Here is a 13,113-nt window from a genome sequence, read left to right on the forward strand (position 1 = left end):
GCTCAAACCCCCGTGTTCGGCAGTTCCCGTGTTAGCTGACCGCCTTCGCCCCACGCCCAAACCGCTCCCGGTAAACTGACGGCGCCAACCCCACGACGCCGCGAAATGCCACGCGAAAGCTTTCCACCGAGCGGTAGCCGCACAACTGGGCGATGTTGTCGGTGTTGTCTTCGGTGCTTTCCAGCAGCTCACGCGCCCGGGCCAGGCGCTCATGTTGCAGCCAGGCCTTGGGCGATAGCCCGCAGGCCTGGGTGAAATGCCGTAAGAAGGTGCGCTCGCTCATGGCCGCCTGGCTGGCCAGTTCGCGCACACCGAGCGGTTCGTGCAGGCGTTCGCGGGCCCAGTGCATGACGCCGGACAAATCGCTGCGTGGCGTGCGGCTGACCGGCGCAGGAATGAACTGCGCCTGGCCGCCTGTGCGTTGCGGTGACATCACCAGTCGCCGCGCCACGGTGTTGGCGACCTGAGTGCCGAAATCCCGCGCCACCAGGTGCAGGCAGGCGTCAATGCCCGCGGCGCTGCCGGCCGAGGTAATGACTTGCCCCGAATCCACGTACAGCACATCCGGGTCTACCAGGATGGCGGGAAAACTTCTGGCCAGTTCGTCGGTGTAGCGCCAGTGAGTGGTAGCACCCAGCCCATCGAGCAACCCGGCGGCGGCCAGCACGAATGCCCCGGAGCAGATCGAGAGCAAGCGCGCGCCTCGGGCATGAGCGCTGCGCAGTGCCTCAAGCAGCGCCGGCGGCGGTGGTTCGTCGCGACTGTGCCAGCCGGGCACCACGATGGTTCGCGCCGTTTGCAGTAGTTCCATGCCGCCATCGGCCAGGATCTGGAAGCCGCCCATGGCGCGCATCGGGCCGTCGTCGACGGCAACGATCCGGTGTTTGTACCAAGGGAAGTCGAACTCAGGCCGGGCAAGGCCGAATATCTCGATGGCAATGCCGAATTCGAAGGTGCACAGGCCGTCGTAGGCGAGGATGGCGACCAGACCGGGATTAGGCTGCATATGGCGGAAAATTCCCACAGAGTGTCTTGTGCGCCACTGTAGCGGTAAGTATCGGCGGGATAAAGTCTGCTCACCCCCTCATTTGTCTGTGGAGTACACCCTCATGACCAGCCTGGTTCGCCAAGTGCCTGCCGCCCCGTCCGACGTTGCTCTGCAACATTTCAGCCGGCGTCTGACGTTCGAAACCGATTGCTCCGACGTTCACGCCAGCCAACAGGCGGGAGAAGTCGATTTTGTGCTGGTGGACGTGCGCGGGCCACTGGCTTTTGAGCGCGGGCATGTGCCCGGGGCGATCAATTTGCCAACCCGCTCGCTGACCGCCCAGGCGCTGGCGGCTTATCCCAAAACTTCGCTGTTTGTAGTTTATTGCGCGGGCCCGCATTGCAACGGTGCGAACAAGGCGGCAGTGCGTCTGGCGACCCTGGGCTATCCGGTCAAGGAAATGATTGGCGGTGTAATGGGCTGGCTCGATGAGGGCTTTCGCCTGAACGGTGCGGTGGAGCGCGTGACGGACACGGCTGTCGGCTGCGATTGCTGATCCTTTCCAGGAAGCAGGGTGCAATCCCTGTGACCTGGTTGTTTCTATAAATATTTGTCGCCTCAACACAATTCGCCTCCTGAGTGCCCCTCTAGACTGCCGGCCACTTCGGTTTTTAATGACCGAACGCTGCCTAAGAATCTGCCGATAACCTGCTAATAAAAACCCTGCGCACTCAGGAGCAAAAATGAACAAGCTAACAATGTTTGGTGCCCTGGCACTGTCCGTGTTGTCCTTTTCGGCCGTGGCCGAAGACGCCAAGCCGATCCGCCTCGGAATCGAAGCCGGTTACCCACCTTTCTCGATGAAAACCCCCGACGGCAAGCTGACGGGTTTCGATGTTGATATCGGCGACGCGCTGTGTGAACAGATGAAGGTCAAGTGCACCTGGGTCGAGCAGGAATTTGACGGCCTGATTCCGGCGCTGAAAGTGAAGAAAATCGACGCGATCCTGTCGTCCATGACCATCACCGATGACCGTAAGAAGAACGTCGACTTCACCATCAAGTACTACCACACTCCGGCGCGTTTCGTGATGAAGGAAGGCAGCGACGTCAAGGATCCGCTGACCGAACTCAAGGGCAAGAAAGTCGGTGTGCTGCGCGCCAGTACCCACGACCGTTTCGCCACCGAGGTGCTGGTGCCGGCGGGCATCAACCTGGTTCGCTACAGTTCCCAGCAGGAAGCCAACCTGGACATGGTCGCCGGTCGTCTCGACGCCATGCTCGCCGACTCGGTCAACCTCGACGACGGCTTCCTGAAAACGGACGCCGGCAAAGGTTTTGCTTTCGTGGGCCCGACCTATGAAGATGCCAAATACTTCGGTGGCGGTGCTGGCATTGCCGTGCGTAAGGGCGATAAGGCCCTGGCCGAGAAATTCAACGACGCCATCACGCAGATCCGCGCCAACGGCACGTACAAGAAAGTGCAGGACAAGTACTTCGCTTTTGATGTCTACGGGCATTAATCGCTGAAACCAAGGTGGCCCGCCGTTGACCCGGTCGGCCACCTTTTTCATGGGCGAGTGTTTTACCCCGGCGCCCGTCGAAATACCGTTATTGGGAGTTCCTCATGCAACGCATCGACCATACCCTGCCATGGAGCCACCTGGGCACCGAGCGCCGGCTCAGTGTGTTTCGTTACGGCCACGGTCCACGCAAGGCGTATATCCAGGCCAGCCTGCACGCCGATGAGTTGCCCGGCATGCGCACGGCATGGGAGCTGAAACAACGACTCAACGAGCTTGAGACCCAAGGCTTGCTCAACGGCGTGATCGAACTGGTGCCCGTGGCCAACCCCATCGGCCTGGACCAGCATCTGCAGAGCGCTCACCTGGGACGTTTCGAACTGGGCAGCGGCAAGAACTTCAATCGGTCTTTCGTGGAACTCAGCGCGCCGGTGGCACAACGCATCGGTGATCGCCTGGGCGACGACCCGGCTGCCAATATCACGCTGATCCGCCAGACCATGGTTCAGGTGCTGGATGATCTGCCGGCGCCGCCCTCACAACTCGAGGCCCTGCATCGCCTGCTGCTGCGCCATGCCTGCGACGCCGATGTCACCCTGGACCTGCATTGCGACTTCGAGGCGGCGATTCACTTGTACGCCTTGCCGCAACACTGGCCGCAGTGGCGCTCCCTGGCCGCGCGGTTGAAGGCGGGCGTGGCGTTGCTGTGCGAAGACTCTGGCGGCAGTTCGTTCGACGAGTCCTGTTCCTCGCCCTGGTTGCGTCTGGCCAAGACCTTCCCCGAGGCCGCGATCCCGCCGGCCAACCTGGCGACCACGCTGGAACTGGGCAGCATGGGCGACACCCGGGTGGCTCAGGCCCAGGCCAACTGCGAAGCCATTCTCGGGTTCCTGGCCGAGCAGGGGTTCATCGGGGGTGACTGGCCGCCCGTGCCAGCGCAATGTTGTGAAGGTTTTCCGTTCGAAGGCACTGAATACCTGTTCGCGCCGCATCATGGAGTGGTGAGCTTCCTGCGCGAGGCCGGTGAGTGGGTGGAGCAGGGCGATCCGTTGTTCGAAGTGGTCGATCCGTTGAGCGATCGGGTCACCACTGTACGGGCCGGCACCAGCGGCGTGTTGTTTGCCCTGGATCGTGGGCGCTATACCCAGCCTGGCATCTGGCAGGCGAAAGTTGCCGGGCGAGAGCCGATTCGCGCGGGGAAATTGATCAACGACTGATAACTGCTGTCTACCTCAGCGCACGCTCGTTGCCGTGCGGCACTCGAATGATGGAGGAAGACTGATGTTCAAAGCGCTCGCCCTGTTGCTGTTGGTCGTGTCTTGCGGTGTGCAGGCTCAGCCTGCGCTGCACACCGATTTACCCCTCAATTACCTGGCCCACGCCGATGAGCAGGCCAGAAACCGGCCGCTGGTGATTTTCCTGCATGGCTCCGGCGGCAGCGAACAAGACCTGTTCGACCTCAAGGATGAACTGCCCAGTGACTACAACTACCTATCGGTACGCGCGCCCAAGACCGTGGAGCGGGGCCAGTATCAATGGTTTGCCAAGAAGGGCGAGGGCGCCTACGACGGTGATACGGCGGACCTGAGGGCCAGCGGCCAGATGCTGTTGGATTTCATCGAGAAGGCTCGGGTCAAGTACCCCACCGACGCGAGCAACGTCTACCTGGTCGGTTTCAGCCAGGGCGCGATGATGAGTTACGAGGTCGCCCTGCGCCATCCCGAGGCCGTCGGCGGCATTGCCGCGTTGGGCGGGCGGGTGCTGTCAGTGCTGCGGGCCGAGCTGACCCCCGACGAGTCGCGCCGGACGCTGGCGGTGTTCATCGGTCATGGTACGGCGGATTCGGTGATCCCGTACCATGACGGCACCGAGGCAGACAGCTTTCTCAAGACCCTGGCTCTGGAACCCGAATTCCATGCCTATCCGGGCGTTGGCCACAGCGTCAGTGCCATGCAGGTGCGGGATCTGCGGGCCTGGCTGGAGCGGCTTAATCCCTGATCAGTGACAGGGATCCTGAGTGTGCCACCGCCATCGCGAGCAGGCTCGCTTCCACAGGACCGGTGGCAATCCAGCATTTGAGCACCGCTCGGAAAAATGTGGGAGCGAGCCTGCTCGCGATGAAAACCACCCGGTCCATCAAGTCACTGACCCGCGACGATCTGCTTCACCAGCGCCTCATGCCCGGCCTTGTCGCTGGCCCGGGAAATGATCTGTACCACTGCCATGCGCGTGCCGGAGGCGCCCAGTAAGGTGCTATCGAGGGTCGGCCCACCGCCTTGGGTCGCCTTGGTATCGAGTTGGCGCAGACCCAGGCCGGTGCCTTTTTGGGTCAGGCTTTTCTCGCTCAGGATCTTGGCGTCCGGCAGGGCCTTGGTTTTCTGAACGGCGAAGTCGGCCATGGTGGCGTCGAGGAATGTGCTGTCGTCGTCCTTCACATTCGTGCCATCGATGATGGTGTTTTCAGCCATGATCACCACGGTTTTACTCGTGGCATTGCTGTACATCGTCCCCTTCGCCCCAGCCGTGCCCTGGGCGGCGTCGCCGGCCGGAAGCGGCGTCGCAGTGAACCCCTTGGGCAGGGTGAAGTTGAACTTGCCTCCCAGCAGGGAAACCTTTTGTACCGAGGCTGCGCCGCCGGTTTTGGGCTGGGCGGCATAAGCAGGCATCATCACCAGACTGGCGATGGCCGTCAGCACCAGGGCAGCGGCTTGTTTACTTACCAATGACATTGAAACGCTCCACAGGGGGGTATGCTTGAGCGCGATCATCCCATGGGCGTCCAACCGGCTCCAGCGCCGGTCACGAGTGCGCCACATCATTTGTGCGTGGAGCAGAGGCGCGCACCAGCAAGCGGCGGGTCACCAGCAGCATGACCACCGACACCGCGACACTCACGACAAAGGCCGGCATGCCGAGAAACGGCAGGGTGAGGGCCAGGGTCAGGCAGAACGCGGTGAAGCAATACATACCGGTGGCCGTGGCCCGCAGCAACGCGGCGGTGAAGGCCGCGCCCCGGGTTTGCTGGGAGAACACCGCCATGACGCTGCCCAGCACCGGGAACACCGCCAAGAGTCCGCTCCAGCGTTCACCCACGGTGCTGGCCAGCAGCGTCACCGCCAGGGTCAACAGCGCGCCGGCGACCATGCGTAGCAGCAGTTTGTCGGATTTGGGCGCCGGACCGGTCATCACCGGTCGAACCGCCGGGAACAGATAAGGCGCGGCCAGCAACGCAACAATGGCAATCACGCTCGACAGCGGAAGTGAGGCCGGCAACCAGGACAGCACCATCGCCACCAGTGCCCAGACGCCCAACGCGATACCCAGCGCCCACGGCCAGTCACGATGTTGGGCGACCCGGGCGTACACCACGCAAAATGCAATCATTGCGAACATGGCCGACAGCGCCGCTGTCGCCGACTGAGCGGCAAACGCCTCGCCCTGTTCCAGGGCCAGGAACAACAGAATTGGACCCACCACCACCGGCAACCCCGACAGCCAACCGGCCACGCTCGGCCCCCAGCGCCTGCCGGCCAGGGAAATCAGCAGCAGGAAAGCGGGAATCACCAATAATTTGAGCAGCAGCACGGGGTTGTCCTTGTCAGGCGTCGGGCCGACACGTTAGCACCGACCTTCCAGTTTCAGCGATCCCAGTAGGGCACGTCGCCAAAGCACTGCAGAAAAAAGTCGATCACGGTACGCACTTTTACCGACAGACGTCGGCTGCCCGGCCAGAGAATGGCGATCTGCTGGGGCTCAAGGCTGTTGGAGGCTTCGTAGTCGCGCAATACCGGCACCAGGGTGCCGTTGCGCACGGCTTCGCCGATCAGCCACGACGGAAACATCACCAGCCCCAGGCCTTGTTCGGCTGCCTGGGTCAGGGTGTCGGCGTGGTTGCCGGTGATCGGCCCTTTGACGCTGTAGGGCGTCCAGGCCTGACCCGGACGGCGGAAAAACCAGCGCTGCTGGCCGGCCACGCCCTTGTAAGCCAGACACTGATGGTTTGCCAGATCCTGAGGTTTGAGCGGCGTGCCGCAACGTGCCAGGTAAGCGGGGCTGGCGGCGATCTGAAAGCGGTGGGGGGCGACGATTCGCGCCTGCATGCCTGAATCGTGCAGTGGGCCGATGCGAAACAGCAGGTCAGCGCCTTCTTGCAGTGGGTCGACGTAGCTGTCGGTTTGCTGGATGTCCAGTTGCAGCTTCGGGTAGCGCTCACACAATGACCCCAGCCACGGCGTCAGATGGCGCTGGCCGAACACCACCGGGGCATTGATCCGCACCAGTCCGGCCGGCTCACTGTGTTGTTCCTGCAGCGCCTGTTCGGCTTCTTCCAGTTGCACCAGCAACAGGCGTGCATGATGGCCCAGCAGGCGGCCCGCCTCGGTGGGCGAAACGGCGCGGGTGTGTCGATACAGCAACTGCTGGTTGAGGGCCTGTTCCATCAACTGGATTTGCCGGGAAATCGACGACGGCGCCAAGCCTTCGCGCCGGGCCACCGCCGAGAAGCTGCCGTGGTCGAGCACGGCGACAAACAATCGCAGGGCCTTGAAGCCAAGTTCGTTGAGACCGTGCATGACCGGCTCCGCTGTGCGAGTTACGCAAAAGTGTTGTCGGGATGCTCGCATTTATCGCACAGCTGCGCCAGCCGATAATCCCGCTCATTGTTCTTCTCACAGGTTCTGATCATGCAAGCGTCTTCACTCAACGCCGCCGCCCCGGCGGCTGCCTCCAAACCACGAGCGCTTTTGCGCTGGCTGTTGCTGCCCCTGGTGATTCTGGCCGGCATGGGCCTGTCGGTCGAGGCAGGTCTACTGGGGCCTCTGGGGGTTCAAGTGGGGCATCTCTGGGCAACCCTGAGCATATTCGGCGTCGGTTCTGCGATTCTGTTTCTGCTGTTGCTGCTCAGTGGTCCGCAACAAGGCCCGGCTCTGAATGAGTTGCCGCGCTGGCAATTGATCGGCGGTTTCCTGGGACCGATCTACGTGGTGGTGCTGACGCTTGCCACGCCCCACATTGGCATCGCCATGACCATGGTCGCAATCCTTTCCGGGCAAGTGGGCAAAAGCGTGCTGATCGACCATTTCGGCTGGTTCGGTGCAACCCGCAAACGGGTCAACGGCGAGCGCTGGCTCGCCTTGGCGCTGATCGTCGTAGCCCTTGTCCTGATTGCCCGAGGTTGAACATGAATCTGTTTTTGCTATTGCTGCTGGTCGTTGTTGCCGGTGCGGTGTTGAGCGTGCAGGCGGCCATCAACGGTCGCCTGGGCCAGACGGTTGGTGTGCTGCGCAGCAGTCTGCTGACCTTCGTGGTGGGCACGGTGGTCACCGGGTTACTGATCGTGTTTTTTGAACCCGCTCACGCCGTCAGCTTGCTGGACGTGCCGAAATGGCAACTTGGCGGTGCCTTGTTTGGCGTGGTGTACATGATGGTCATGGTCGGCGCGGTGCCAAGGGTCGGCACCGCCGTGGCGACCGTGGCGGTGATCCTCGGGCAGTTGGCCATGGGCATGCTGATCGACAATTTCGGCTGGTTGGGCAACCCCGCTATGGCGTTGTCCGAGAGCCGGGTGCTGGCAATGGCCTGCCTGGCACTGGCGCTGGTGTTCATGTATCGCAGCAGTGCGCGGCAGGCCTGAGAACGGTCAGTCGGGCTCGACTTCCAGTCGCAGACTGCCATCGTCCAAGCGCTTGGCAAGCCGGACAATACCGCCAATGTGCCGGCCTTCGGTGCTGAAGACCACGACCTCGGCTTTTTCCAGATCATCCGGCAGTGGCGGCTGTACGTGCAGGGCGAACCACACCGGTTCACCGTCATCCAGGCGTTGGACTTCGTAGCGGCAATCGGCGCTTTTGGTTTGGCGGCCAAACAGCGTGTCGAGGCCATATTTAAGGTCGGTGCTGTCGTCGGCAGTAGGGGCGAGGGACATCGGCGGTCTCCTGAGATGAGCGCTCGGCGGGTCTTCTAGTGATTCCTCTGCTGGGGGAAAATTCAATGGGTTCGCGTCGGCACAGAACCGGCGGCGTTGCTGCTAGAATCGCCCACCTTGACTTACGAGAGGTATGCCCATGAGCGAGCCGATTCGCCTGACCCAGTACAGCCACGGCGCCGGTTGCGGCTGCAAGATTTCGCCACAGGTGCTGGAAGTGATCCTGGCCGGCAGCGGTGCGCAGAACCTTGACCCCAAGTTGTGGGTTGGCAATGCCTCCCGGGACGACGCCGCGGTATACGCCATCGACGAGGAGCGCGGGGTGGTTTCCACCACCGACTTCTTCATGCCGATTGTCGACGATCCTTTTGATTTCGGTCGCATCGCCGCCACCAATGCCATCAGCGACATCTACGCCATGGGCGGTGATCCGTTGATGGCGATTGCGATTCTCGGCTGGCCGGTCAACGTATTGGCCCCGGAAATCGCTCGTGAAGTGATTCGCGGCGGTCGTTCCGTGTGTGACGAGGCTGGCATTCCCCTGGCGGGCGGCCATTCGATCGATGCCCCGGAGCCGATTTTCGGCCTGGCGGTCACGGGCCTGGTGCAAAAGCGTCATATGAAGCGCAACGACACCGCCACTGCCGGTTGCCGCCTGTACCTGACCAAGCCTTTGGGCATCGGAATCCTCACCACCGCAGAAAAGAAAGGCAAGCTGCGCGCCGCCGATGTGGGCCTGGCCCGCGACTGGATGTGCACCCTCAACAAACCGGGCAGCCACTTCGGCAAGCTCGACGGCGTGGCGGCGATGACCGACGTCACCGGTTTCGGCCTGCTCGGGCATCTGGTGGAAATGGCCGATGGCAGCCAGGTGACGGCGCGTATCCGCTACGACGCGGTGCCGCGTCTGCCGGGCGTCGAGTATTACCTTGACCAGGGCTGCGTACCGGGCGGTACGTTGCGCAACTACGACAGCTACGCCAGCAAGGTCGGGCGCCTGCAGGAGCTGCACAAGCGAGTGTTGTGCGACCCGCAGACCAGCGGTGGGCTGCTGATCGCTGTCACGCCCGAGGGCAACGAAGCGTTTCTGGCGGTTGCCGCGCAACTGGGGCTTGCACTGGAACCGATCGGTGAACTGGTCGAGCGACAGACCTGTGCGGTCGAGGTGTCTTGATGACCAATGACATCACCGATTACCGCGACATTTTTCTCAATGACCGACCGATGATGGACACCCGTGCGCCCGTCGAATTTCTCAAGGGCGCATTCCCAGGCGTGGTCAATCTGCCGTTGATGACCGACATCGAACGGCAACGGATCGGCACTTGCTACAAGCAGCAGGGCCAGCAGGCGGCCATTGTCCTGGGGCATCAATTGGTGTCCGGCAATACCAAGGCACAACGCATCCAGGCCTGGGCCGAGTTCGCAACGGCCCATCCTGACGGTGTGTTGTATTGTTTCAGGGGGGGCTTGCGGTCACAGATTGTCCAGCAGTGGCTCAAGGACGAGGCGGGCATTGACTATCCCAGGGTCGGCGGTGGCTACAAGGCCATGCGTACATTCTTGCTCGACACCGTCGAGCAAGCGGTTGCCCAATGCGACCTGGTGTTGCTGGGCGGCATGACCGGCACCGGCAAGACAGAAGTGCTGACGCAACTGGGCAACAGTCTGGATCTGGAGGGCTACGCCAACCATCGCGGCTCGAGCTTCGGCAAGCGCGCCACCGGGCAGCCGTCCAATATCGATTTCGAGAATCTGCTGGCCGTGGATGTGCTGAAAAAACGTGCCGCTGGTATTGAACAGTTCGTGCTGGAAGATGAAAGCCGCATGGTCGGCAGTTGCGCCTTGCCACTGCCTTTGTACCAGCGCATGCAACAGGTTCCGATGGTCTGGCTTGAGGACAGCCTGGAGCGACGGGTCGAGCGCATCCTGCGTGATTACGTCATCAACCTGTGCGGCGAGTTTGTCGCAGTCCATGGCGATGAAGGGTTCTCGCTGTTTTGCGAACGGTTGCTGGGAAGCCTCAATAACATCCATAAACGCCTGGGTGGCGACCGCCATCGACGTTTGCTCCAAATCATGGAAGCTGCCCTGGTCGAGCAGGCGAACAGCGGCGCCGTCGACTTGCATCGCGGCTGGATCGAAGGTCTGTTGCGTGAGTATTACGACCCGATGTACGTGTTCCAGCGCGAGAAGAAGGGCGGGCGGATCGAGTTCGCGGGAGAGCAGGGCGCGGTGCTGGAATATCTGCGTGAGCGAGCGGCCCGCAAAGGCTGATCGCTTCTTTCCAGACACAGCAGCCTATGTCGGACAAGTTTCCTGCCCGTTGTCTAGGCCTTGCTTGTAGTTCTGGCTGGTGAGACTGGCCTTGCCGTTGTGCCACGTCAGGGTCAGCACGTACAGCGAATCGAAATCCCCCGATTCCCAGTCATCGGTAATCGTCTGCTTCTTGCCCATCGCGTCGCTGGCGACCTCGTTGATCAGCTCCGGCAGGTAGCCGTGTGACCAGGCGGTGTAGATGGTCGAGTTGTGGTACTTGTCGTGCAGCAGTTCGTCCGCCAGGTCGCTGGTGTCATTGGCTGAATACTCAATGTTCACCGGCAGCCCGAGCTTGATGGCACTGGGGCTGATGGTCATCAGTGGGCGGATGTAGCTGTAGGAATTGTCCAGCTCGCCCTCTTCGACGTTGCGGGTAGGGTTGGCCGCGAACACATAGTCGGCCTTGCCGAATTTCTCCGGTAGCAGGGTGGCCAGGTCGATGGCGCGATTCAGCCCCTGGCAATTGAGCTGGCCCAGGCCGCCGGCGGGTTTCTCGGCGTGGCGCAGGAACACCAGGGTCTGGATGCCGTCGGCCGGTTGGGCGCGACTGACGCTCGACTCCAGCAACAGCGCCAGGCCACAAGCGACAAGCAGCGTAGGCAACATCAGCCACGGTCGGCGCTTGAAGCGTTTGGCGAAATTCAGTGGATTCATCATCGAATAATATTCTTCGGCTCTCTCACATCAGGCTGACAAACCCGGGCACCACGAAGTTTTTGGCTTCAGGTGTTTTCCTTGTCGTGACGCCGCTTCGATTTCTCGGGGCATTGCTCAGAGTCTTCTGACGCCCTTTGGTTCGATACCGACCGATTCCGTGCACTGTAAGGCCTCTTTCCAAGAGGTAGGGCGAATGTTAGCGACAGGATGTTGCGGATTTAAGAATGGGGCGTGCGAGTTTCGTGACGCGTTCATTTGGGTTTCGTATTTAAAGAATCGCCTTACACCTGCCGTCTCCTCCTCTGACTTATTTTCCCTGCCGTCCTCGGCAAAGTCTCGCGTCCGTTTCCGTACCGCGAGATTTCCGCATGTTCGTCCCCGACAAACTCCTGGCTTTGAACAACGTCATCGGCTCGCTGGTGATTGCGGCCATGGACCCCGAGCAGCCGGATGTCGAAGCGGTGCTGGCGGATTTCCGCACTTGTCTGAACGACTACGACAGCTGGGCTGAAAGCTTCTGGGCCGGCTGGGCGCTGGATATCGAGCAGGTGTTCAAGGTCGGCAACGAAGTGTCCCTGGCGGCACCGAAGGACCTTGATCAACCCGTCAGCGCCACGGTCGTCGCTTGTCCGACGGGCGGTCCGCTGACGCTGGTGCACATGTTCCAGGCGGCGCGCTTCGTCCCGATCGGCGACACGCCGGTGATGCTGGAACCGGTCATCGCAGGCGAGCCGGGGAAGGAAACGTTCGGCGAGCCGGTCCATCACGTGATCGGCCCCAGCGGCATCCTGGAAATCCCCAAGTGTTGGCGCGGGCAGCGTTATCGCATCAGCTTTTTTCCAAACGTGACGGCGGACCATACCCGGGCGCTTTTTGCCTCTTACCAAGACGTGATCGGCGAACTCGAAGGTTGGCTGAAAGCGGAGTGGGAAAATGAATTTCAACCGCTGTGGGCGGAGTTTTCCGACAGCGGGTTTCTCGAACGCTACGACGTATTGCAGCAAGCCGATTGGCGCGGCTTCACAAACGCCCTGCATCAGCTATGGGATGACGTCAAACAGGTCTTCGAGCTGCTGGCGGACTTGCAGGTCAATAGTGAAAAACTGCTGGAGTACTTGACCCAGGTCGAGCTTGAGCAACTGCTCAAAGCTTCTTCGGAGGCGATCGCCAAAGGGTTGATGGTGTTGAGCGACGAGCCGTTGCTCTTCGTGCATATGGCGGCGTTCGCCAGTTGGCTGCGGATGTTGCCACCCCAGTACGCCGCTGAAGTCGTGGGCGAGATGCGCGCCTCGGTGCTGATCAATTTCCTGCTGATGCGTTTGACCGGGGGGCTGGGCCTGGGCGTGCGCATGAGCGGCAAAGTGCTGGCCCGGCTCCGCTCGGAGCGTGCCCGGGAGTGGTTGCTGGCGTCGAGCCTGAGATTGGGCCAACTCACCCCCGACCGGCTCAATCAGCATGCCGATGTGCTCAAACCGTTGGTGGTCAGCCAGCGTGGGCCTTTAAAACCGACGCCTGTCGGACCTTTGCACATCACTCCTGAACACTCTGCACCATTGTCCGTCAGTAATCCCGCCGCCGTGGCGCGGGAAAAGTCCCAGGGTTCCACGCGCCTGAGCCAGTTCGAACCCCACGACGACGCCTCGGCTCAATCGAAAAACCCCAACGGCGACAGCGCCGACACCGCAGCCCTGACCCAAACCAGC

The 13,113-nt window shown here is 61.7% G+C and carries 14 protein-coding genes and 1 pseudogene; 9 read left to right on the forward strand and 6 right to left on the reverse strand.

Annotated elements, in window-relative coordinates; genetic code table 11:
* Positions 1 to 31: 31 nt before the first annotated feature.
* A complete protein-coding gene (ftrA, locus tag HU811_RS08070) occupies positions 32 to 1,006 on the reverse strand; it encodes a transcriptional regulator FtrA (RefSeq protein WP_186655159.1) in 975 nt (324 codons plus the stop codon).
* A gap of 103 nt (positions 1,007 to 1,109) precedes the next feature.
* On the opposite strand from ftrA, the gene HU811_RS08075 reads away from it, so the two are divergent.
* From HU811_RS08075 to HU811_RS08090, 4 genes are all read left to right on the forward strand, one after another.
* Positions 1,110 to 1,544, forward strand: coding sequence for a rhodanese-like domain-containing protein (locus HU811_RS08075; protein WP_186655162.1), 435 nt, complete (start codon positions 1,110 to 1,112; stop codon positions 1,542 to 1,544).
* 187 nt (positions 1,545 to 1,731) lie between these two features.
* Positions 1,732 to 2,511, forward strand: coding sequence for an ABC transporter substrate-binding protein (locus HU811_RS08080; protein ID WP_092400664.1), 780 nt, complete (start codon positions 1,732 to 1,734; stop codon positions 2,509 to 2,511).
* Positions 2,512 to 2,615: 104 nt separating this feature from the next.
* Positions 2,616 to 3,728, forward strand: coding sequence for a M14 family metallopeptidase (locus tag HU811_RS08085; protein WP_186655165.1), 1,113 nt, complete (start codon positions 2,616 to 2,618; stop codon positions 3,726 to 3,728).
* 64 nt (positions 3,729 to 3,792) lie between these two features.
* Positions 3,793 to 4,509: an alpha/beta hydrolase gene (locus HU811_RS08090; protein ID WP_092400668.1), complete on the forward strand. Its 717-nt coding sequence runs from the start codon at positions 3,793 to 3,795 to the stop codon at positions 4,507 to 4,509.
* A 143-nt stretch (positions 4,510 to 4,652) separates the two neighbouring features.
* Here the strand turns inward: HU811_RS08090 and HU811_RS08095 are convergent, their stop codons facing one another.
* The 3 genes from HU811_RS08095 to HU811_RS08105 form a co-directional block, all read right to left on the reverse strand.
* Positions 4,653 to 5,240 carry a DcrB/PsbP domain-containing protein gene (locus HU811_RS08095; protein WP_186655168.1) on the reverse strand — a complete coding sequence of 196 codons (588 nt, stop codon included), beginning with the start codon at positions 5,238 to 5,240 and terminating at the stop codon, positions 4,653 to 4,655.
* Positions 5,241 to 5,310: 70 nt separating this feature from the next.
* On the reverse strand, positions 5,311 to 6,096 hold the full coding sequence (locus HU811_RS08100) for a hypothetical protein (protein WP_092400672.1): 786 nt from the start codon (positions 6,094 to 6,096) through the stop codon (positions 5,311 to 5,313).
* A gap of 53 nt (positions 6,097 to 6,149) precedes the next feature.
* Complete coding sequence (locus HU811_RS08105; RefSeq protein ID WP_092400674.1) at positions 6,150 to 7,082, reverse strand: LysR family transcriptional regulator; 933 nt, start codon at positions 7,080 to 7,082, stop codon at positions 6,150 to 6,152.
* Positions 7,083 to 7,193: 111 nt separating this feature from the next.
* Between HU811_RS08105 and HU811_RS08110 the strand changes: the two genes are divergently transcribed.
* Complete coding sequence (locus HU811_RS08110; protein WP_047228444.1) at positions 7,194 to 7,688, forward strand: DMT family transporter; 495 nt, start codon at positions 7,194 to 7,196, stop codon at positions 7,686 to 7,688.
* Positions 7,689 to 7,690: 2 nt separating this feature from the next.
* On the forward strand, positions 7,691 to 8,143 hold the full coding sequence (locus HU811_RS08115; RefSeq protein ID WP_186655171.1) for a DMT family transporter: 453 nt from the start codon (positions 7,691 to 7,693) through the stop codon (positions 8,141 to 8,143).
* Positions 8,144 to 8,149: 6 nt separating this feature from the next.
* Here HU811_RS08115 and HU811_RS08120 read toward each other — a convergent pair whose 3' ends face one another.
* Complete coding sequence (locus HU811_RS08120) at positions 8,150 to 8,434, reverse strand: hypothetical protein (RefSeq protein WP_186655174.1); 285 nt, start codon at positions 8,432 to 8,434, stop codon at positions 8,150 to 8,152.
* A 139-nt stretch (positions 8,435 to 8,573) separates the two neighbouring features.
* On the opposite strand from HU811_RS08120, the gene selD reads away from it, so the two are divergent.
* Positions 8,574 to 9,608: a selenide, water dikinase SelD gene (gene selD, locus HU811_RS08125; RefSeq protein WP_186655178.1), complete on the forward strand. Its 1,035-nt coding sequence runs from the start codon at positions 8,574 to 8,576 to the stop codon at positions 9,606 to 9,608.
* Positions 9,608 to 10,711: a tRNA 2-selenouridine(34) synthase MnmH gene (gene mnmH / locus HU811_RS08130; protein ID WP_186655181.1), complete on the forward strand. Its 1,104-nt coding sequence runs from the start codon at positions 9,608 to 9,610 to the stop codon at positions 10,709 to 10,711. Before selD ends, mnmH begins: the two co-directional genes overlap by 1 nt.
* Before the next feature lie 24 nt (positions 10,712 to 10,735).
* Here mnmH and HU811_RS08135 read toward each other — a convergent pair whose 3' ends face one another.
* Positions 10,736 to 11,410, reverse strand: a complete 675-nt coding sequence (locus HU811_RS08135) for a histidine phosphatase family protein (protein WP_092400685.1) — start codon at positions 11,408 to 11,410, stop codon at positions 10,736 to 10,738.
* 368 nt (positions 11,411 to 11,778) lie between these two features.
* Between HU811_RS08135 and HU811_RS08140 the strand changes: the two are divergent.
* A pseudogene (locus tag HU811_RS08140) lies at positions 11,779 to 13,113 on the forward strand (type IV secretion protein Rhs); the annotation flags it as partial.

Source organism: Pseudomonas tehranensis (assembly GCF_014268615.1).
GTDB classification, from domain to species: Bacteria; Pseudomonadota; Gammaproteobacteria; order Pseudomonadales; family Pseudomonadaceae; genus Aquipseudomonas; species Aquipseudomonas tehranensis.